The organism is Luteimonas sp. S4-F44, from assembly GCF_022637415.1.
GTDB lineage: Bacteria > Pseudomonadota > Gammaproteobacteria > Xanthomonadales > Xanthomonadaceae > Luteimonas.
In genome coordinates this window covers 277,800-298,560 of record NZ_CP093340.1, presented here as the reverse complement: position 1 = coordinate 298,560, position 20,761 = coordinate 277,800, and the positions used below count along the sequence as shown (strand labels likewise).

Here is a 20,761-nt window from a genome sequence, read left to right as displayed (position 1 = left end):
GCGCACGGCCACCCGATACACTCCCCTCCCCGCTCCACTGGATCCACCATGCGCTCCGTCCTTGCTGCTGCCGCTCTGATGCTCGCCACGACCGCCACCGACACGCTCGCCACGACGCCGCCTGCGGACGGCCGTCTCACGCTCGAGGCGATCACCGGCGATGCGCCGTTGTCGGGGCCGACGCTGCTCAAGCCGCAGGTCGCGCCGGACGGGTCGCGGGTGACGTTTCTGCGCGGCAAGGACGAGAACCGCAACCAGCTGGACTTGTGGGAGTACGACATCGCCAGCGGGCAGACCCGCATGCTGGTCGACTCGAAGGTCGTGCTGCCGGGAGAGGAGACGCTCAGCGACGAGGAGAAGGCCCGACGCGAACGCCAGCGCATCGCCGGGCAGTTGGGCATCGTCGATTACCAGTGGGCACCGGATGCACGCACGCTACTGTTTCCGCTCGGCGGCGAGCTGTATCTCTACGATCTGGCGAAGACCGGGCACGACGCGGTCCGCAAGCTCACAAATGGCGGCGGGTTCGCCACCGATCCGAAGGTCTCGCCGCGCGGCGGCTTCGTGAGCTTCGTCCGGTCGCGCGATCTGTGGATCGTGGATCTGGCGAGCGGCGCCGAGCGCCGGCTGACCACCGACGGCAGCGCGACGATCGGCAACGGCGTCGCCGAGTTCGTTGCCGACGAGGAAATGGACCGGCACACCGGCTACTGGTGGGCGCCCGACGACAGCGCGATCGCATATGCGCGCATCGACGAGTCGCCGGTCCCGGTGCAGAAGCGCTATGAGGTCTATCCCGATCGCACCGATGTCGTCGAGCAGCGCTATCCGGCGGCCGGCGACGACAATGTGCGCATCTCGCTGCATGTGGTCGCACCGCAGGGCGGCACTGCGACCGCCATCGACCTCGGGCCCGATCCCGACATCTATCTCGCCCGCGTGCAGTGGCGCGATGCACAGCGGCTGACGTTCCAGCGCCAGTCGCGCGACCAGCAAACGTTGGAACTGATCGAGACCACGCTCGCCACCGGCCGCCAGCGCACGCTGCTCGTCGAACGCAGCCGCACCTGGGTCCCGCTGCACGACGACTTGCGGTTCCTCGCCGACGGCCGCTTCGTATGGTCGTCGGAGCGCGACGGCTTCCAACACCTGTACCTGATGTCGGAGGACGGACGCCGGGCGACGCAGCTCACCCGCGGCGACTGGCCGGTCGATGCGTTGCTGGCCGTCGACGAAGCCGCCGGGCGGGTGTACTTCCGCGCGGGCATGGCACTGGAGGACGGCAAGGCCGTCGCCCGGCCGACCGAGTCGCGGCTCTACAGCGTCGGCCTCGACGGTCGGCAGGCTTATACCGCGCTGTCGACGGCGCCCGGCATGCACAACGCCAGCTTCGCGCGCAATGCATCGGTCTACGTCGACAGTTGGTCGAACACCACGACGCCGCCGCAGATCGCCCTGCACCGCGCCGACGGCACGAAGGTCGCGACGCTGGTCGACAACGACCTCGCCGCGGCCGACCACCCCTATGCGCCTTACCGGGCCGCGCACCTGCCCACCGAGTTCGGCACGCTGACCGCGGCCGACGGGCGCACGCCGCTGCATTACTCGCTGATCCGGCCCGCGGGCTTCGACGCAAACAAGCGCTATCCGGTCGTGGTGCACGTCTACGGCGGACCGGCCTCGCAGACCGTGCTCGACACCTGGCCCGGGCGCGCCGACGCGAGCTTCCATCAGTACCTGGCGCAGCGCGGCTACGTGGTGTTCTCGCTCGACAACCGCGGCACGCCGCGGCGCGGCCGCGACTTCGTCGGCGCACTGTATCGGCGCCAGGGCACGGTCGAGGTCGAAGACCAGGTCCGCGGTGTGGACTGGTTGAAGGCGCAGCCGTGGGTCGACGGCGACCGCATCGCGGTGAACGGCTGGTCGAACGGCGGTTACATGACGTTGATGCTACTGGCCAAGGCACCTGAGGCTTACGCCTGCGGCGTCGCCGGCGCGCCGGTCGCCGACTGGGCGCTCTACGACACGCACTACACCGAGCGTTACATGGGGCTGCCCAAGACCAACGTGGACGGCTATCGAGAGGCGAGCGTGTTCACCCACGCCGGCAACATCCGCCCCAACGCCTTGCTGCTGATCCATGGCATGGCCGACGACAATGTGCTGTTCACCAACGCGACGCAGGTGATGAGCCAGCTGCAGTCGGCCGGCACGCCATTCGAATTGATGACCTACCCTGGCGCCAAACACGGCCTGCGCGGTCGCGACGCGCTGCATCGCTATCGCACCACCGAGGCCTTTCTGCAACGCTGCCTCGCGCCCTGAGCGCCACCGGAGCCGCCAGCATGTCCGCTCAGCCACCCCCGTTGCCCGCCGGTCCCACCCCTGCCCCGCCGGGTGGCGCGCCACCTCGCGGCTGGTGGCAGCGACACTGGAAGTGGGCGTTGCCGGTGGCCATCGTGGCCGCGATCGCGCTGGTCGCGCTCGCAATCGCGGCCTTATTGTTCGGCGTGCGCAGCACCCTGGTCGGCTCGGACGTCTATCAGGATGCCGTCGCGCGCGCCCGTGCGAACCACGACATCATCGCGTTGATCGGCGAGCCGATGGCCGAGGGCTTCATGCCGACGGGCAGCATCAACACCTCGACCACCGGGGGCGGTTCGGGCGAGGCCGAGCTCACGATCACGCTGACCGGCCCCGACGGCGACGGCACGCTGGTCGTCGAGGCCGAGCGCAAGCGCGGGCAATGGCGCTATGCGTCGCTGGTGTTCCTCGACGCCTCCGGGCGCGGGCCGGTGACATTGGTCGACGCCGACGCTGGCATCGGAGCGCCCGCCATCGCGCCGTGACCTCCGGGCATTGCCGGCGCGGGGCGCGGCGTCTACGGTGGCCCGATCGCCGCCGCCGGATCTCGCCATGAAGCCGCTCGTCCTCGCCATTGCCCTGACCCTCGCCGCGCCATTCGCGGCCGGTGCCCATGCCGACCCTACCGCCGAGACAGCGTCCGCGGCGCAGACGCCAGGCACGGCCTGGGTCGCCCGTAGCAATGCGCTTGCGCAGATCCTGATTGACGCCCAGGCGCCGTTCCAGCCCGAGTCGGTCGGTTTCTTCGGCGTGCCCGGCTACGACGACCAGGTCGCCGATCTCGGCCCCGACAACGCCCGCCGCTACCGCGATGCGATCACCGATGCGCGTGCGAAGCTACAGACCCAGCTGGAACTCGAGCGCGACGCCAACGTACGCCAGGATCTGCAGATTCTGCTCAAGAGCATCGACGACAGCATCGAGGGCAGCCTGCTCGAGGAGCGGTTCCTGCTGCCGTGGACCGACGCGCCGCAGCTGGTGTTCAACGGCATCAACAGCCTGCTGTCTGTGCAGACGCCGCCCGAGCGACGTGCGCATGCCCTCGCGCGCCTGCAGCGTTACGCCGGCCTCACCGAAGGCAGCGCGCCGATCACGCGGCTGGCGCGCCAACGCTACGAGGAACGTCTGTCGGACACGACGCTGCTGCAGCCCACGCGCCGCGAAGTCGAGCGCGCGCTCGAAAGCGCCGACACCTACGCCGCCGGCATCCGCGATCTGTTCGTCGAGTACCAGGTCGAAGGCGCCGACGCGGCGCTGGACGCGATCGCCAAGGAGATCGCCGACTACGCGCAGTGGACGCGCACCGTCGTGCTGCCCAAGGCCCGCGAGGATACCCGCCTGCCGCCCGAGCTCTACGCGTTCGGACTCAAGCAGTACGGCACCGATATCGACCCGCAATTGCTGATGCAGCGCGCGCAACTGGCCTTCATGGAGATCCGCGCGCAGATGCAGCAGCTCGCGCCGCTGGTCGCCAAGGACAAGGGCATCGCCGCCACCGACTATCGCGAGGTGATCGCCGCGCTCAAGCGCGATGCGATTGCCGACGACCGTCTGGAGGCGAGCTACCGGGAGGTGATCGACGCGATCGATCCGATCATCGCGCGCGAGCGCATCGTCGACGTGCCGCAGCGCGCGATGCAGATGCGCTTGGGGTCGCCCGCGGAATCTGCCGCGCAACCGGCACCGCACTTCCGGCCCGCGCCGTTGGTCGGCAATACCGGCCAGCAGGGCACCTTCGTACTGCCCTTGGGCAACCCGGGCGGAGACGGCGAACACGCCGCCTACGACGATTTCAATTTCGATGCAGTGCGCTGGACGCTGTCCGCGCACGAAGGCCGGCCGGGCCACGAACTGCAGTTCACCGCGATGGTCGAGCGCGGGGTGTCGCTGGCGCGCTCGATGTTCGCGTTCAACTCGGTCAACGTCGAGGGCTGGGCGCTGTACGCCGAAGCCGAACTGGTGCCCTACGAGCCGCTCGATGGCCAGCTGATCGCGCTGCAGTTCCGCCTGTTGCGCGCCGCCCGCGCGATGCTCGATCCGATGCTCAACCTGGGCCTGATCGACCGTGAACGCGCCGGCCGCGTGCTCACCGACGAGGTGATGCTGTCGCCGGCGATGGCGCGTCAGGAACTCGATCGCTACACGGTCAACGCGCCCGGTCAGGCGACGAGTTACTTCTACGGCTACACCCGCATTCTCGAACTGCGTATGCGCACCGAACTGGCGCTGGGCGAGCGCTTCGATCGCCTGGCGTTCAACAATTTCCTGCTCGACCAGGGCCTGCTGCCGCCCGACCAGTTGGCCGAGGCGGTGGAGACCCAGTTCGTGCCCGCGCAGCGGGCGAAGGCGACGCCGGCGGGTCGACGCTAGGCCGGTCGCCCTAGCCGAGCCGCGCGAGCATCCGGCGATGACCGATCAGCCGGGCCCAGCGCATGCCCACGTCGGTCCAGCACAGATACGCGGCCTCGCCTGCGATCCGTAACCAGGTCGTCGGGCGCCAGGACAGTGCGGGCTCGGCTGCGCACAGCTCCCAGTCCAGGCCCAGGTGGTCGGCCAGCCGTGCGCAGCGCGCGAGGTGGTAACGGCTGCTGAGCAGGGTGACCTGGCCCACGGGCGTGCCGGTCGATTGCGCCAACAGGGCACGCGCGTTGCGCAGGTTCTGCAGGGTGTCGCGCGAGCGGTCCTCCAGCAGCAGCGGCGCATCGGCGGCGATCCCGCGCGCCAGGAGCGCCTCGCGGGCGAGCGCCGCCTCGGTCGGGGCACCCTGGGGTCCACCACCGAGCAGCAGCAGGCTGCGCGGCGCACGCGCATCCCACAACGTCGCGGCCCGCGCCAGCCGGGCCTGGAAATCCGCATCGAGCCGGCCATCGGGCGCATGCTTGCCGAACAACAGCACGCAGTCCCCGCACACCGGGGCGCAGGGCGCATTGCGCGCGACCCGCCACACGTGCACGACATAGCCCACATAGACCATGCCGAGGCTGAGCACACATGCGCTGGCGGCCACCACCAGCGCATGCAGCGCGTCTCGGTCGACGAGCAGACGCAGCTGATGCAGCAGGCGGGGACGGGACATGGAGGCGGGTTCGCGCGGCGGCGGTCCTGGGGTGCGCCCTGAATTCTAGCCTCACGCCCGATGGCTATACTCGGCCGCTTCCCGAGACGGACCCCCCGCGTGCCCCCATCGCAATCGTTGCCGCCGATGCCGCCCGTCGCCATCCGCGCCTACACCGCCACTACCGCGTTGGGCCGCGGCGCGGCGGCGCAGCGCGAGGCCCTGCGTGAACGCAGGGGCGGTCTGCGCCGCAACGATTTCGGTGCGACCCCGCTGCCCACCTGGATCGGCCGCGTCGACGGGCTGGAGGACGCCGCGTTGCCGGCAGCGCTGGCGCGCTGGGAATGCCGCAACAACCGGCTGGCCTGGTTGGCACTGCAGCAGGACGGCCTGCCCGATGCCCTTGAGGCGCTGGTGGCGCGCCATGGCGCCGACCGGATCGCCCTGTTAGTGGGCACCTCGACCGCCAGCATCGGTGCCAGCGAGGAGGCCTATGCACGCGCGGTGACCGGCGACGACGGCACGCGCCGGTTCCCCGACGATCTGGCCCGACCGATCGTGCACACCCCGCATTCATTGGGTCATTTTCTGCAACACGCCACCGGGCTGCGCGGCCCCTGCATCACGGTGGCGACCGCATGCTCGTCGAGCGCGAAGGTCTTCGCGCAGGCTGCGCGGATGATCGAGGCCGGCGTGGTCGACGCGGCGCTGGTGGGCGGTGTGGACACGCTGTGCGGCAGCGTGCTGTTCGGCTTCAACGCACTCGGACTGGTCTCGCGCGAGCGCTGTCGGCCGTTCGATGCCGCGCGCGACGGACTGTCGATCGGCGAGGCCGGCGGCTTCGCGTTGCTCGAGCGCCCGGCACGCGGCGACGATGGCCTGCAACTGCGCGGCTACGGCGAATCGAGCGATGCGCATCATATGTCCACACCGCATCCTGAAGGTCTGGGCGCGATCCTGGCGATGCGCGGTGCGCTGGCCCGTGGCGGCATCGACGCCGCCCAGGTCGGCTATCTCAACCTGCACGGCACCTCGACTCCCGCCAACGACGCGGTCGAGGCGCGCGCGGTCGATGCGCTGTTTCCCGGCACGCTGCACGCCAGTTCCACCAAGGGCTGGACCGGCCACACGCTCGGCGCGGCCGGCATCGTCGAATCGGTGTTCGCGCTGACCGCGCTCGAGCACGGCCTGCTGCCGGGCACCCTGGAATCGCAGGTGCGCGACCCGGCGTGCGGCCCGCAGATCCGCTTCGACAACGCCCAGCGCACGATCGACTACGCCATGAACAACTCGTTCGGCTTCGGCGGCAACAACTGCGCGCTGCTGTTCGGCAAGGCGGCCGCATGAGCGCGTTGACCGCCACGATCGCCGGAATCGGCTTCTGGAACGACGGCCTGCCCGGCTGGCCCGCCGCGCAGGCCTTCGCCGCCACCGGCGCGCTGCCCGACGCCGCGCCCGCCCGACCGTCGCCACAGCTGCTCGCACCCAACGAGCGGCGACGTGCGCCCGGTTCGGTCGCCGTCGCCCTGGAAGTGGCGCTCGCCGCCTGCCAGGCCGCCGGGCGCGAGCCGGCGACGCTGCCGTCGGTGTTCGCCTCCACCCACGGCGAACTGGCGATCACCGACTATATGTGCGAGACGCTGGCGCAGGACCCGACCGCGATTTCGCCGACCAAGTTCCACAACTCGGTGCACAACGCGGCGGCCGGCTACTGGACCATCGGCGCCGGATGCACCGAGGCCGCGACGGCGATCAGCGCCCACAACGCCACGTTCGCGCAGGGGCTGGTGGAAGCCATGCTGCAACTGGCGGCCGGCAGCGAGGCGGTGCTGCTGGTGGCCTACGACGGCACGGCCGCCGGCCTGCTGTCGACGATGTCGCCCAGCGAAGGGCTACTCGGCGGCGCGCTGGTGCTCACGCGTGTCGGCGACGGCCCGCGGCTGTCGGCGACGCTCCGCGACGGCGATGCCAGCGCCGCACCGGGGCCGCTGTCGGCGCGCGCATCGCACAATGCGATGGCGCAGATGCTGCCCCTGTTCGATGCACTGGCCACCGGAAGCGACCGCGCGGTCCTGAGCGCCGGGCCGCACCGCGAGCTGGCGCTGGAGATCCTGCGATGACCGCGCTCCCCCTGCACCGCGGCAATGTCGCGGTGGTCGTACCCGCACTCAACGAAGCGCTGCGCATTGCCGAAGTCCTCAACGGCGCACTCGCGCATTGCGATCACGTGATCGTGGTCGACGACGGGTCCAACGATGCCACCCCCGACATCGCTGCCGCGCTGCCTGTCACGCTGTTGCGCCATGCCACCCGGATGGGCAAGGGCGCGGCCTTGCGCGCCGGCTTCGCCGAGGCCCGGCGCCGCGGCTTCGCAGCGGTGGTGACGATGGACGGCGACGGCCAGCACCGCGCCAGCGACATCCCGCGTCTGATCGAGGCCGCCAACCGCCATCCCAACTGCATCGTCAACGGTGCGCGGCTGCGCAAGCGCAGTACCCAACCCTGGTACCGGCGGCTTGGCAACGATTTCGGCGATTGGGGGATCGCCTGGGGCTGCGGCTATCGGCTGGTCGACAGCCAGAGCGGGCAACGGCTGTATCCGGCCAACGTGCTGGCCCTGCAGGACGTGCCGGGCGAAGGTTTCGTGTTCGAGGCGCAGATCCTGATCTCGGCCGCGCGTGCGCTGGGCTGCGGCGTGGTGTCGGTGCCGGTCGAAACCCGCTATCACAGCGCCGATTGCGACGAGCAGTTCCGCAAGAGCCATTTCCGGCTGTTCCATGACCTCTACCAGATCACCTCGCACGTCGTCGGCCAAGTGCTGGCGCATGGCGATCTGGTCGGTGTCTACCGGCGCAAACGCCGTCGCCCGCCGGTGATTTTCGATCCTGGCGCACCGCCCCCTGCCCCCGATCACGCGCCGGCCTCCGACTCGCCCCTGGCTGGTTGAGCCGTCACGCGCCTGCGGTAATCTGACCCCAGACCGGCGCTGACGGCTCCCCCGACGCACACAGGATGTCTGCACCATGGCCACGCCCCAGATTTCCGAGACCGCGACCGCCACCACCGACGTGCTCATTCTCGGCGGCGGGCTCGCCGGCCTGACCCTGGCGCTGCAACTGCGCGACCGCACGCCGACGCTGTCGGTGACGGTGGTCGAACGTCGTGCGCACCCTGTGCGCGAGGCTGCGCACAAGGTCGGCGAGTCGACCGTCGAGATCGGCGCGCACTACTTCGCCGACGTGCTCGGACTGCGCGAGCACCTGGACACCGAGCAGATCCGCAAGTTCGGCTTCCGTTTCTTCTTCTCCGAAGGCGCCGACCAGGTCGACCGCTGCACCGAGATGGGCGTGAGCCAGCTGATGCCCACACCGTCGTGGCAGATCGACCGCGGCCGTTTCGAGAACCACCTGGGCGAGCGCGCACGCGCACGTGGCGTGCGCTTCGACGACGGCGCCGTGGTGCGCGGCATCGAGCTGGCCGACGACGACGGCGACCATGTCGTCCGGGTCGAGCGCGATGGCAACATCCGTGAAATGCGCTGCCGCTGGCTCGTGGACGCCAGCGGGCGCGCCGGCCTGCTCAAGCGCAAGCTCGACCTCGCCCAGCCCAATGACCACGATGCCAATGCGGTGTGGTGGCGCGTGGACGGCATCGTCGATCCCAACGCCTGGTCGCAGGACGCGCACTGGCTGCAGCGCTGCGATCCGCCGGACCGCTGGCGCTCGACCAACCACATGTGCGGCCCGGGCTACTGGTTCTGGCTGATCCCGCTGTCGTCGGGCGCGCATTCGCTGGGCATCGTCTGCGACGCGAAGATGCATCCGCTCGAGACGATGAACACCCACGCCAAGGCGATGGACTGGCTGCGGATCCACCAGCCGCAGGTCGCGGCCAGCCTGGACCGCGCCGAGCACACGCTGCAGGATTTCCTGTTCCTGCGCCACTTTTCGCACAGCGTCAAACAGGTGTTCTCAGGGCGGCGCTGGGCGCTGACCGGCGAGGCCGGGCTGTTCCTCGATCCGTTCTATTCGCCCGGCAGCGACTTCATCGCGATCAGCAATACCTACATCTGCGATCTGATCGGCAAGTCGCACGCCGGCCTCGATGTCAGTCGGCATGCTGAGCTGTACCAGCAGCTGTACTTCTCGTTCTACGAGAACACCCTGACGCTCTACCAGGACCAGTACCCGCTGTTCGGCGATGCGCAGGTCATGCCGCTGAAGGTCATCTGGGACTACACCTACTACTGGGCGGTGCTGGCGCCGCTGTTCTTTGCCGACCGGCTGACCGATCTGGCGACACTGGGCCGGTTGCGGCCGGCGTTCGCTGATGCGCGCGCGCTCAACCTGGCGCTGCAACCGCTGCTGCGCGAGTGGGGTGCACGCAATTGCGGCCGCGCAGCGCCGCAGGTCCGCTCGCTCGACCAGTTCGACATCGTCTGGTTCCGCGATATGAACCGCGCGCTGGCCGACACGCTCGACACCGACGCATTCATCGCGCGCATCGGCGACAACGTCGCGCGCATGCGGTCCTTGGCCGGCGAGATCCTGACCCATGCGCGCACCGTCCATCCGCAGATCGCCGATCACGGGCTGGCGGCGCTGCTGGCTGGCCCGTCAGCGCCCGAGACGTCGCTGGCCCCGCAGTGGTACGCCGACGCGGCCTGAGGCTGGCGTCGTCCCGGCGCGGACGCCGGAACGGGCGGTTGCCACTGCCCTGGTGAAGGCGCCGCGGCTTGCCGAGGTCAGCGCGCCGGTGGCGGCGACGTCGTCGGTCCCGGCGGCGGCGGATCGGCGACCCAGATCGCGATCCCGCTGGCGTACTTCTGCCGCGGACTGATGTCCACGCCGACGCCCGCGGCCGAGAACGAGCGGCCACCGCCGCGGCCCAGACCGCCGCCAACGCTGACCCCACCGCTGCGCTCGCTATCGGCGGTGCCCTGGAACAGCACGCCATTGGCGCCGAGCTTGGCGGCTTCGTTGCGCAGCTTCTGCAGCACCGAGTCGGTCTTGTTCTGCTCGCCGTAGGTCAGCGCGCCGCTGCTGGTGTTGAGGATCGCGATTTCCTCGTAGTGCCCCGGCGGCGGCCCGTGGTAGATCCGGACCTGGGCGGGGTCGATCGGCGCGCGCGGCGTGCCGGTGAGGACGTGGGAGCTGGCGCAGCCGGCAATCGCCGCCACGGCCAGTAGGAGCGACAGGGTGCGAACGATGCGCATGGCGGTGCCTCGACTCGTGGGTGCCCGGATGGGCGCCGGCCGATCATCGCCCGCCCGACCTGAAGCCGGCGTGGATGGTGCCGGCTCAGCCACCTTGGCCGATCGGGCGCCGTCCACCGGACGGCGCAGCCAACGCCTATCGAGCGCGCCGTGGCCGGCGCGACCCAGCATCTGGATGGTCCGGGTCGGGTATCGGGGGCGAGCCGCGACCGCGGATCAGCCCATCGCGCCGTTGATGCCGATCACCTGCCCGTTGATGTAGCCGGCCGCGTCCGAGCACAGGAAGCCGACCAGCGCGGCGACCTCGTCGGGCGTACCCGCCCGCCCCGCCGGCACGATCTGCTTGACCATGTCCTCGGGAAACGCGTCCTGCGCCATGCTGCCGGCGATCACGCCGGGCGCGACCACGTTGACGGCGATGCCGCGGCTGGCCATCTCGCGCGACAGCGATTTGGAGGCGCCGTGCAACGCTGCTTTCGCCGCCGCGTAGTTGGTCTGGCCGCGGTTGCCGAGCACGGCTGCGACCGACGACACGCTGACGATGCGGCCCCAGCGCTTGCGCGCCATCGGCAGCAGCAGCGGCTGGGTGACGTGGAAGAAGCCATGCAACGAGACGTCGATCACCCGCTTCCACTGCGCCTCGGACATGCCCGCCATCGGCGCGTCGTCGTGGATGCCGGCGTTGTTGACGACGATCTGGATCGCGCCGGCCTCGAGCAGCGCCTCGAGCGCCTGGCGCGTGGCTTCGCCGTCGACGACATCGAAGACCACGGCTTCGGCGCTGCCGCCGGCCCCGACGATCGCGTCGACGACCGCTTGCGCCCGGGCGCGATTGCCATTGGCATGGACGATCACATGGTGGCCATCGGCCGCGAGGCGTCGGCAGATCGCACCGCCGAGGTCGCCGCTGCCGCCGGTGACGAGCGCGCGTTTGCTGGGAGTGTTCATGGGGCGATTCTAGCCTCGCCTTCGTGATTCGCAGAAGCGGGTGTCGCGGCTGCGGGGGCATCCGCCATGCCGCATGCGCCTCTTACGCGCCCAGCATCACTGCCGCGCGGCCCTCGGCCAGCAGCACGCCATCGCAACTGATGCGGAATGCATATTGCTGGCTGTCGTCGGACTCGACCAGGACCTCGGCCACGCACTCCAGGTCACCAGCGAGGTCGTCGATGCGGGCCACGTGCAGGTGCACGCCGCGCAGCGCGACCAGCATGCCCGGCCGCACCCGGCCGCCCGCCTGACGCGCGCGCAGGCCGCCGTGCACCGCCATCGCCTGCGCACCGTACTCGCACAGATGCAGCGCGCGCAGCCGGTCGTCGCTGCGCAGCGGATGGTCGGGCGCGCGATGGCCGGCGCTGCGCAGCGTCACGCTGGCCGCGTCCCAGGCCACGACCGTGTCCCACAGGCACATCGCGCCCTGGTGCGGAATCATCGAGGCGATCGCGTCGCGGTCGAATTTGGTCATGCGGTCGGTCCCTGTTCCGAGCGTGCAGCCTCGATCGCGCCGCGATGGCGCGCGACTAGCAACGACAGTACGAAATTGAAGATCACGCCGAGCGCGACCGTGCTGCCGATCGCGCGCAGTACCGGGATCGACGACAGGCCCAGCAGGCTGAACACCAACAGCGTCATCAGGGTGCAGACCACGATCGCGTGCAGCGTGCGGATCTGGTCGTCGCGGTCGTCGCCGGCATGCTCGAAGAACAGCGCGTAGTCCAAGCCAAGGCCGGCGGCGAGGATCAGCGCGACCAGGTGGAACAGCGTCAATTCGACGCCCACCAGGCGCAGCACCGCGATCACGGCCAGCAGCGTCAGCAGCGTCGGCAGCAGCACCCGCCAGACGCGGCGCGGGCTGCGCAGTGCGATCCAGACCGTAGCGATCAACAACACCAGCGCAACCGCCATCGCAGCCACGACACGGCCTCGATATTCGACCACCAGCGACTCGGAGGCGGCCTTCATGTCGAGCAGGCGCAGGTCGACGCCGGGGCTGCGCGCCTGGGCCTGGGCGGCAATGGCGGCGATCTCGGCGGGTTCATCAAGGCCGCTGAGCGAGACCAGCGCCGTGCTGCGGCCATCGCGCTCAAGCAGCAGGCCCGATACCGCGGTCGCCAGCGGCGAGCTGGCCAGGTCCTCGCGGGTCAGCAGCGGTGCGGTCTTGGCGCGCGCGATATCGGCGACGAAGGGCGCGAAGGCGTCGTCGTTGAACGCCGAACCGGCGAGCGCGTCGGCGAGCATGGCGCGCAATGCCGCGGTGTCGGGCAGCGCGGCCTGACGGGCGCGCTGCAGCTCGGCACTGGGCAGATAGCGCGCGGCCATGTCGTAGCTGTCGAGCCGCCCGCTGGCGACCAGCGCATCGAGGTCGGGGCGCAGCGCGGCGGTCGCCGCCAGCGCCGCGTCGCGTTCGCGCGCCTGTGCGACCAGGACGTAGCGCACGTCGGGCGCGCCCAGCTCGGCGCGCAGTTCGGCATCGCGCTGCATCGACGCCGCATCGACCGGGGTCAGCTTGGACAGGTCGTTCTGCCAGACCTCGCCCGGCGCGAACGCGATCGCCAGCCCCGAGCCCAGCGCGAGGACGGCCAGCGACCACTTCGGTCGCGGCAGCGTCTCGATCCAGTGCCACAGCCGCTGCAGCCGCAGCGACGCGGCGATGTCGGGCGGCGACGGGTCGACCAGTCCCGGCAACAGGTAGCGCGTGGCGAGCGCGGCCACCACCAGCGCCGTGATCGTGAACACAGCCAGCTGACGCAGGCCGTCGACACCGGAGAACAGGAACGTCGCGTAGGCGATGCAGGTGGCGATCACGCCGGTCGACAGCGCCGGCCACAGGCCGCGCACGTTGCGCCACGGCGACAGGCCGGCGCGCTGGTGGCTGAAGAAGTGGATCGGATAGTCCTGCACGACGCCGATCAGGGTGAAGCCAAAGGCGATCGTGATGCCGTGCACGCCGCCGGGAAACAGCAGCGCGACCGCGGTCAGGCCGGCGATGCCGGCGCTCGCCAGCGGCAGCACGCCCAGCAGCGGCATTTTCCAGCTGCGATAGGCGATCAGCAGCAGCACGATCAGGCCCAGCGTGTCGACCAGGCCGATGCGCTGCGCCTCGCTCTGGGTCCGGCTGCCGATGTCGACCGAGAACGCGCCCGGACCGACGACTTCGAGCGTCGCCATGCTGCCGCGCGCCTGTCGCGCGAAGGTCTCGCGAATCGTGCCGACCGCATCAAGCTGGCCGGTCGGATCGAAACCGGCCGCGCGGGTCTCCACCAGCAACAGCGCGTGGGTGCCGGCGCGGTCGAACCAGACCTCGTGCAGCCGCTGCGGGGCGCCGGCCGGCTGCCAGGCGTCGGCCAGGGCCAGGACCTCGAGCGTGGGATCGGCGGGCAGCAGCGGCTCAACGAGGCCGGCGGCCGGCGAGCCGAGATCCTGCAAGCGCGCATCGAGCGCGTCACGCAAGGCCTCGGCATCCAGCGGCGCGTCGTCGAAGGAATCGGTCAGCAGGTAGCGGTAGGGCAGCAGATGCTCGGGGAAGGCCTCGAGCCCGGCCTCGCCGCCGTTGGTCACCAGTGTGAAACGCGCATCGCCGGCGAGCGCATCGTGCAGCGCGCGCGAACGCGCGGCCAACGCTTCCGGCGCCTCGCCCGAGATCGCCAGCATCAGCAGCCGCGAGCCCGGCCCGTCGCCGAGTTCGTCGATCAGCAGCCGCTGCTCGGGCGTCCGCGCATCGGGCAGGAAGCGCCGCAGGTCGCCACTGAACTCCAGCGCCTGCCCGGCCACCCAGCTCAGCGCGGCCAACGCCAGCAACCAGGCGACGGCCAGGCCCAGCCGCAGGCGCGGCCGCTGCAGCAGCCGTTCGCGAAGGCCGGGGGCCCTGTTCAACGCGGCACGTCGTGGCACAGCCGACGCGCGGCCTCGGGCGAGTCGATCGCCGCGGCATCGGCTGCGGCCCCGCCCAGCAGCGTCGGCTGGGGATCGCCTTGCTTGGGCTGGGTCTCGATGCAGCGCAGCTCGGCATCACGGCCGCGCAGCACGATCGCGGTCAGCCGGCTTGCGGCGCGCGGATCGCGCGGCGTCAGCCGCAAGGTCCAGTCGGCGGGCACGCCATCGGCCTGGAGCGCGTACAGCGCCTCGAGCGCGGTGCGGTCGCCGGCGAGCAGCGCGCCGAAGCTGTCCTGCAGCGCTGCCAGCTCGGGCACGCGCGCGAGCGAGAACGTGCGCGGCGCGCGCCCTTCGCGCGCGATCGTCGCCTCGCCGGCATGGATCGTCGTGGTTTCGGCGTAGGGGCTGCGGACCTCGCGCACCAGGGTGCCGGCGTCGGGGCGGCGGTACTCGCCGACCAGGGCGAGCGGCCGCTTGAGCATCGAGGACGTGCGCAACTCGACGAACGGTGTCGCGCTCGGTCCGGACTGCGTCAACCGCTGCAGGATCCAGTCGGCATCGACGCTGCGCGGTGCGACGGCAGCCGGCGCCGGCACGCGATCGCGCGACTGGCCGGCGCGCAGCGGGGCATCAGCGGTCTGCGCCGCGCTCCAGGCCGGGGCCAGGGCCAGCATCGCCAGCAGCAGGCAAGGCGCCCGCCACCGAAGCGCGGGGGTCGCGTTTCCAGAAGTCATAGAAATTGAACCAGTTGTAGGGAGCGCTGCGCGCATGATGCTCCAGACGCTCGGCGTAACGGCGGATGAGTGCGGCCACGCCATGCATGCGTTCGCGCCGCGGCAGGTCGACGCCTTCGCTGAAGGGCTCGAAGACCAGGTCGTAGCGGTTGCCACCCCGGTACAGGCCGAAGGCCAGCATCACCGGCACCTTCAGCACCGAGGCGAGCAGCCAGGGCGCGACCGGGAAGGGCGCCGGCGCACCGAGGAACGGCACCTCGAGCGTGGCGCCGCCCTCCTGGCTGCGATCGACCAGCAGCGCGACCATCGCCCCTTGCGTCAGCGCGTCCTGGATCGCCAGCGCGACCGAAGGCCCATCGGCGCCGGCATCGATCACGGTCGCGGCGACTTCGGGGTTGAGCGCCTCGAGCAGTTCGGTCACCGCCCGGCCGTGCGCGCGGTCGAGCACAACGCGAATCGGCGTGTCGGGACGCTGGCGCGCGAGCACGCGCAGCACCTCGAAGCTGCCCAGGTGCGAGCCGAACAGCAGCACGCCGCGTCCGGCTTCGAGATGGCGATGCAGCGTCGGCAAGCCCTCGGTGCGCACGTCGAACCGGCGCGTGGACTCGCTGAGCAGGTAGAGCCGGTCGAGAATCGTCGCGGCGAAGGTATGGATGTGACGCGCGACCTCGCCCAGCCTCGCGGGACGGCCGAACACGCGCGACAGATAGGTCCGCGAGTCGCGCCGCTCCGCACTCCGGCGCAGCAGGAAGTACAGCGTGATCGGATACAAGAGCGCGCGCGCCGGCGTGCGCCCGCAATGTCGGCCGATGCAACGGATCAGCGACAGTGCGAGCCGCCCGCCGCCCTCGCGGCGGCGCTTCCACTCGCTGCTCATGCCGATGCCGGACTCGCCGCGGCGATCTCGCCCGACGCCAGCAGCGTGCCGTCGCGCTCGACCCGGAACCGCCAGCGCGGCGTCTCACCGGCGATCGGCTCGAGCCGGATCGCTGCGGTCTGCTCGGGCAGCAGCGGCTGCACGAACTTCACCTGCGGCAGCCGCAGTGCGCCCAGCGGCCCATGCAGCGCTTCGATCGCCGCGACCACGCGGTCGAGAATCACCACACCCGGCACCACCGGCCGACCGGGGAAGTGGCCGGGCAGGCACGGATGCGCCGCCTCGACAACGAGGGCGTCCGCCGCCACCTCAGCGCCCCAGCATCGTGGCGACCGCGGTCCGGGCGTCCTGCGCCACCGCCTGGCGACCGGCGGCGCCGGTGCGGCCGGCGACCGGGATCGGTTGCCCGACCACAGCGCGCATCGGCCCGCGGCGCACACGGAAGAACCCGTGGACCGGCAACACCGCGCCGGTGCCGTGCAGCGCGATCGGCAGCACGTCGACGCCGGCGTCGATCGCGGCCTGGAACGAGCCCGACTTGAATTCGCCCAGCCGGCCGTCGCGCGAGCGCGTGCCCTCGGGAAACAGACACAGCGTGTGGCCCGCCCCCAGCACCTGGGCAACCTGGCGTCGCAGCTGCGGGCCAGCGCGGCGGTCGTCACGGCTGATGAACAGCATGCCGGTCGCGCGGGCGTAGAGATTGAGAAACGGCACCCGCCGCATTTCTTCCTTGAGCAGAAATCGCAGCGGCACCGGCACGGCCATGAACAGCACGCAGATGTCGAGCAGCGACTCGTGATTGGCGACCACCAGATACGGCCGCGACCAGTCGACCGCGTCGGCGCCTTCGATTGTCAGCCCGCCGGCCGGTCCGATCAGGCCCGGCGCCCAGTGCGTGCGCGCCATGTCCAGCGCCAGCCCGCTGCGCCCGGTGACCGCCTGCAGACACAGGGCCACGCTGATCCAGCCCGCCGTCCAGAGCAGGGTGAACAGGAACTGCAGCGCATTCAACGCGAGCATCGGCAGGGCGGTGAAGGTCGCCGCTCCGGTCTCGACGCGGGTCTGTCGGTATTCCATTGAGGCGCTAGGATACGGGGATCGCGCCCGGACTGCGCGTGCCGACCGGGTTCAGCGCAGCAGGTCACGCCAGAACACCGGCCCGAGCCCCATGAGCTTGCGCAGGAACTCCGCGAAGCTGTGGTACCGGCCCGGGAAGCGCCGCTTGCGGACCATGAACTCCAGCGCGAAAAAGCCGCCGATGACCCCGTAGTTGAGCAGGTTGGCGAACCAGGACCATTGCTCGGGGGTGATCGGCCATGGCGAGGCGATCCCGACGCGTTCGAGCAGCCCGCCCGGACTGGCGACAAGCGCCAATCCCAGGTTGGCCGCAGCCATCGCCACCAGCACCGCCGCCCAGGCCGCGGTCAGGCCCCGGGTGTAGCGCCGCAGATCCGGCGCGATGTCCTGTGCATCGCGCCCCTCGATCCCGGCCACGATCCGGGTGATCAGCGGCTCGACGCCAGAGCGCAGGGTCCGCGCGAAGATCCAGGCGATCGCCAGCACGAACACCACCGGCACCAGCAACAGCGGCAACGCGGCCTGGCCGGCTGCGTACAGCGCGAACGCGCCCCAGCCGGCCAGCGGCAGCGCCGCGAACGCCCACAGCCGGCGGTGCAGCAGCGGCTCGACCAGCAGCATCGCGATCAGCAGGCCCATCGCGGCGAGCGCGCAGCCATCGTGCTGCCACAGGCTGGCCAGGTGGGCCAGGACCGCGTAGCCCAGGGCCAGCAGCAGTTGCAGCAGGGCGATCAAGTGGTGCGGTGCTGCTCGACGTGCGCCGACAGCGCCCGCAGCGAAGCGAAAATCTTGCGGTTCTCGTCGTTGTCCGAGCGCAGCTGGAAGCCGTAGCGCTTGCTCACCGCCAGCGCCAGCTCCAGCGCGTCGATCGAGTCCAGGCCCAGCCCGGCATTGAACAGCGGCGCCTCGGGATCGATGTCGGCGGGCTGGACGTCTTCCAGATTCAGGCTTTCGACCAGCAACTGCGCGAGCGCGTGCTCGGCCTCGGTTTGTGCGGACATGCGGTGTTCCATCGGTGGGCAGGTCGCCACGATCCGGCATCGGGCCGGGCCGCGCAAGCGCCCGATGCCGCCGCCCCGCGGCGCAGCGCGCCACCAGCCTTCCGCTATCATGCGCGCCTGCTCTGGCTGACCGCCGTTTCCCCGGATGACTCCCGCCCCGACCGTTGCCACCGATGCTCCCGCTCTGCAGGCCGACGTGGTGATCATCGGCGGCGGGCCGGCCGGCAGCACCGCGGCCGCCCTGCTCGCGCGCGCCGGCCACCAGGTGGTCGTGCTGGAGAAGGACGCCCATCCCCGGTTCCACATCGGCGAGTCGCTGTTGCCGATGAACATGCCGATCCTCGAAGAGCTCGGCGTGCTCGACCAGGTCCGTGCGATCGGCGTGCACAAGGCCGGCGCCGACTTTCCGCTGCCCGGCCAGGCCCATAGCCATGTGTTCCGCTTCACCCGCACGCTCACGCCCGGCCCCGATGCCGCCGTGCACGTGCGCCGTGACCAGTTCGACCAGTTGCTGTTCGAGCACGCACGCGCCTGTGGCGCGGACATGCACGAGTGCACGCGCGTGGTGCACGTGGCGTTCGGCGCGGACGGCCGGCCCGAGCGGGTCGATGCGATCCAAGCCGACGGCAGCCCCCTGCAACTGCGGCCGCGCTACCTGATCGATGCCAGCGGCCGCGATACCGTCGTGGCGGCGCAGCGCCGGATCAAGCGCAAGAACCCGACGCACCAGTCGGCGGCGTTGTTCAGCCATTTCCGCGGCGTGGCGCGCCAGTCCGGCATCGATGCCGGCAACATCACGATCGCGCGTTTCGAGTATGGCTGGTTCTGGCTCATCCCGCTGCCTGACGATGTGATGAGCGTGGGCGCGGTGTGCCTGCCCGATTACCTGCGCCAGCGCAGCGCCGACGGCGGCCGCATCGACAACGAGACGCTGTTGATGCGCACGCTGGACGCCAACCCGGCGGTGCGTGCGCGCATGCACGGCGCCGAGCGCATCGCCCCGGTCCACGCCACCGGCAACTACTCGTACGCCGCCACGCGCATGGCCGGGCCGGGCTGGCTCCTGATCGGCGATGCCTACGCGTTCGTCGATCCGATCTTTTCGTCGGGCGTGTTCCTGGCCATGGACAGCGCCCGGCAGGCGGCCGCCCTGGTCGATGCGTCGCTGCGCGCGCCGGCGCGCGAGGCCCGGCTGCAGCGCGCGATGCAGGCAAGGCTCGACCGCGGCCTGCGGCACTTCACGTGGTTCATCTATCGCTTCAACACGCCGGTCATGCAGCGGCTGTTCTCGGCGCCCCGCAACGATCTGCAATTGGAGCAGGCGGTGATCTCGATGCTGGCCGGAGACGTGTTCGACAACGCGGCGGTGCGCTGGCGCCTGTACGTGTTCCGCATGATCTACGCGCTCAATGCGATCGCGATCGCACCGCAGGCGCTGCGCGGCTGGCGCACGCGACGGCGTCAGGCCCGCGTCGCCTTCCGCGGCGACACGCTGCACGGCGGCAACCCATGAGCCGCCCCGCGCCGGTGATGCCGCATCCGCTGCCACGGCTGCGCGTGGAGTACGTGCACGGGCAGGACCCGGCGCAGCTGCTCGCCCAACCCGACGTGCTCGCCGCGTTCGGGTTCGGCGACGACGCGCCCAGGATCGATGATCCGCGCTGGCTGCGCGTGCCGCTGCAGCCGCACGGCGCCACGCCCATCGAGGTCTGGCACGCGCATGCCCCGGTGCGCAGCGGGCGTGACGGCGAGATCGCCTGGTCGAGCGACGGCGCGTTGCTGTTCGGCGCGATCGAGGTCGACGAGCCCGCCGGCCACACCGGTGAGGGCGATCACAGCGGCATCTTGCTGGCGGCCGAACACGCCTACCGGCAGCTCACGCGCTTCATCGAGGCCGGCGAGCACCCGCACCTGCTGCGGATCTGGAACTACCTCGATGCGATCACGCTGGGCGACGGCGATACCGAGCGTTATCGGCAGTTCTGTATCGGCCGTGCCCGCGGCCTGGGCGATTTCGACACCTCGCGCCTGCCGGCCGCGACCGCGATCGGCCGCTGCGACGCTGCGCGCACGATCCAGATCTACTGGCTGGCCGCGCGTGTGCCCGGCACGCCGGTGGAAAACCCGCGTCAGGTCAGCGCCTACCGCTATCCGCGTCAACACGGGCCACAGGCCCCGAGCTTCGCGCGGGCGATGCTGCCGCCCGAGGGCAGCCCGATGCCGTTGATGCTGTCGGGCACGGCCAGCATCGTCGGGCATGCCTCGCTGCACGAGGGCGAACTGCTGGCCCAGCTCGACGAGACCTTCACCAATTTCGATGCGCTGATCGCATCGGCGCGTACCCGCCGCCCCGGTCTACCGGGTGCCTTCGGCGCGGGATCGCGGCTGAAGGTCTATGTGCGCGATGCCGAAGACCTGCCGATCGTGGCCGACGCCCTTGATGCACGCTTCGGCGGCGACGTCCCGCGGGTCCTGCTGCACGCGGCGATCTGCCGGCGCGAGTTGGCGGTCGAGATCGACGGCGTCCACGACCTCGGCTGACCGAACCGCGTCGTCTCGCGGGCG

Annotated in this window: 20 protein-coding genes; 9 read left to right on the top strand and 11 right to left on the bottom strand. The window is 70.8% G+C overall.

Features of this window, described 5'->3' with window-relative positions; genetic code table 11:
- Window positions 1-48 precede the first annotated feature (48 nt).
- The 3 genes from MNO14_RS01365 to MNO14_RS01355 all read left to right on the top strand — a co-directional run bounded on the left by MNO14_RS01365 (window position 49) and on the right by MNO14_RS01355 (window position 4,734).
- Window positions 49-2,325: a S9 family peptidase gene (locus tag MNO14_RS01365; RefSeq protein WP_241945028.1), complete on the top strand. Its 2,277-nt coding sequence runs from the start codon at window positions 49-51 to the stop codon at window positions 2,323-2,325.
- Window positions 2,326-2,345: 20 nt separating this feature from the next.
- Window positions 2,346-2,849, top strand: a complete 504-nt coding sequence (locus MNO14_RS01360) for a cytochrome c oxidase assembly factor Coa1 family protein (RefSeq protein WP_241945027.1) — start codon at window positions 2,346-2,348, stop codon at window positions 2,847-2,849.
- 67 nt (window positions 2,850-2,916) lie between these two features.
- Window positions 2,917-4,734, top strand: coding sequence for a DUF885 domain-containing protein (locus MNO14_RS01355; RefSeq protein WP_241945026.1), 1,818 nt, complete (start codon window positions 2,917-2,919; stop codon window positions 4,732-4,734).
- 10 nt (window positions 4,735-4,744) lie between these two features.
- On the opposite strand, the gene MNO14_RS01350 is transcribed toward MNO14_RS01355, so the two are convergent.
- The gene (locus MNO14_RS01350) at window positions 4,745-5,440 is read right to left on the bottom strand and encodes a YdcF family protein (protein WP_241945025.1); all 696 of its coding nucleotides are present in this window, start codon (window positions 5,438-5,440) and stop codon (window positions 4,745-4,747) included.
- A 126-nt stretch (window positions 5,441-5,566) separates the two neighbouring features.
- Here MNO14_RS01350 and MNO14_RS01345 point away from each other — a divergent pair, with 126 nt between their 5' ends.
- From MNO14_RS01345 to MNO14_RS01330, 4 genes are all read left to right on the top strand, one after another.
- Window positions 5,567-6,766, top strand: a complete 1,200-nt coding sequence (locus MNO14_RS01345; RefSeq protein WP_241946225.1) for a beta-ketoacyl-[acyl-carrier-protein] synthase family protein — start codon at window positions 5,567-5,569, stop codon at window positions 6,764-6,766.
- A complete protein-coding gene (locus MNO14_RS01340) occupies window positions 6,763-7,539 on the top strand; it encodes a beta-ketoacyl synthase chain length factor (protein ID WP_241945024.1) in 777 nt (258 codons plus the stop codon). The genes MNO14_RS01345 and MNO14_RS01340 overlap by 4 nt, the downstream gene beginning before the upstream one ends.
- A complete protein-coding gene (locus MNO14_RS01335; RefSeq protein ID WP_241945023.1) occupies window positions 7,536-8,366 on the top strand; it encodes a glycosyltransferase family 2 protein in 831 nt (276 codons plus the stop codon). Before MNO14_RS01340 ends, MNO14_RS01335 begins: the two co-directional genes overlap by 4 nt.
- Before the next feature lie 76 nt (window positions 8,367-8,442).
- Window positions 8,443-10,086 (top strand): tryptophan 7-halogenase, encoded by a 1,644-nt coding sequence (locus MNO14_RS01330; protein WP_241945022.1) that lies wholly within the window; start codon window positions 8,443-8,445, stop codon window positions 10,084-10,086.
- Between the two features lie 77 nt (window positions 10,087-10,163).
- On the opposite strand, the gene MNO14_RS01325 is transcribed toward MNO14_RS01330, so the two are convergent.
- The 10 genes from MNO14_RS01325 to MNO14_RS01280 all read right to left on the bottom strand — a co-directional run bounded on the left by MNO14_RS01325 (window position 10,164) and on the right by MNO14_RS01280 (window position 18,196).
- Window positions 10,164-10,634 carry a DUF4156 domain-containing protein gene (locus MNO14_RS01325; protein ID WP_241945021.1) on the bottom strand — a complete coding sequence of 157 codons (471 nt, stop codon included), beginning with the start codon at window positions 10,632-10,634 and terminating at the stop codon, window positions 10,164-10,166.
- 216 nt (window positions 10,635-10,850) lie between these two features.
- Entirely contained in the window at window positions 10,851-11,582 is a 732-nt protein-coding gene (gene fabG / locus MNO14_RS01320; RefSeq protein WP_241945020.1) for a 3-oxoacyl-ACP reductase FabG, read from the bottom strand.
- A gap of 82 nt (window positions 11,583-11,664) precedes the next feature.
- On the bottom strand, window positions 11,665-12,099 hold the full coding sequence (locus MNO14_RS01315; protein ID WP_241945019.1) for a phosphotransferase: 435 nt from the start codon (window positions 12,097-12,099) through the stop codon (window positions 11,665-11,667).
- Complete coding sequence (locus MNO14_RS01310; protein ID WP_241945018.1) at window positions 12,096-14,507, bottom strand: MMPL family transporter; 2,412 nt, start codon at window positions 14,505-14,507, stop codon at window positions 12,096-12,098. Before MNO14_RS01310 ends, MNO14_RS01315 begins: the two co-directional genes overlap by 4 nt.
- Window positions 14,504-15,181 (bottom strand): LolA-related protein, encoded by a 678-nt coding sequence (locus tag MNO14_RS01305; protein ID WP_241945017.1) that lies wholly within the window; start codon window positions 15,179-15,181, stop codon window positions 14,504-14,506. The genes MNO14_RS01310 and MNO14_RS01305 overlap by 4 nt, the downstream gene beginning before the upstream one ends.
- Window positions 15,138-16,118, bottom strand: coding sequence for an acyltransferase (locus MNO14_RS01300; protein WP_343226405.1), 981 nt, complete (start codon window positions 16,116-16,118; stop codon window positions 15,138-15,140). Before MNO14_RS01300 ends, MNO14_RS01305 begins: the two co-directional genes overlap by 44 nt.
- Window positions 16,115-16,426, bottom strand: coding sequence for a hypothetical protein (locus tag MNO14_RS01295; protein ID WP_241945016.1), 312 nt, complete (start codon window positions 16,424-16,426; stop codon window positions 16,115-16,117). Before MNO14_RS01295 ends, MNO14_RS01300 begins: the two co-directional genes overlap by 4 nt.
- A gap of 1 nt (window position 16,427) precedes the next feature.
- Window positions 16,428-17,138, bottom strand: a complete 711-nt coding sequence (locus MNO14_RS01290; protein ID WP_241946224.1) for a lysophospholipid acyltransferase family protein — start codon at window positions 17,136-17,138, stop codon at window positions 16,428-16,430.
- 108 nt (window positions 17,139-17,246) lie between these two features.
- A complete protein-coding gene (locus MNO14_RS01285; RefSeq protein ID WP_241945015.1) occupies window positions 17,247-17,930 on the bottom strand; it encodes a ketosynthase in 684 nt (227 codons plus the stop codon).
- A complete protein-coding gene (locus tag MNO14_RS01280) occupies window positions 17,927-18,196 on the bottom strand; it encodes a phosphopantetheine-binding protein (protein WP_241945014.1) in 270 nt (89 codons plus the stop codon). Before MNO14_RS01280 ends, MNO14_RS01285 begins: the two co-directional genes overlap by 4 nt.
- Before the next feature lie 145 nt (window positions 18,197-18,341).
- Here MNO14_RS01280 and MNO14_RS01275 point away from each other — a divergent pair, with 145 nt between their 5' ends.
- Both MNO14_RS01275 and MNO14_RS01270 read left to right on the top strand, forming a co-directional pair.
- Window positions 18,342-19,709 (top strand): NAD(P)/FAD-dependent oxidoreductase, encoded by a 1,368-nt coding sequence (locus tag MNO14_RS01275; protein ID WP_241945013.1) that lies wholly within the window; start codon window positions 18,342-18,344, stop codon window positions 19,707-19,709.
- Window positions 19,706-20,737 (top strand): pteridine-dependent deoxygenase, encoded by a 1,032-nt coding sequence (locus MNO14_RS01270; RefSeq protein WP_241945012.1) that lies wholly within the window; start codon window positions 19,706-19,708, stop codon window positions 20,735-20,737. Before MNO14_RS01275 ends, MNO14_RS01270 begins: the two co-directional genes overlap by 4 nt.
- Window positions 20,738-20,761 lie beyond the last annotated feature (24 nt).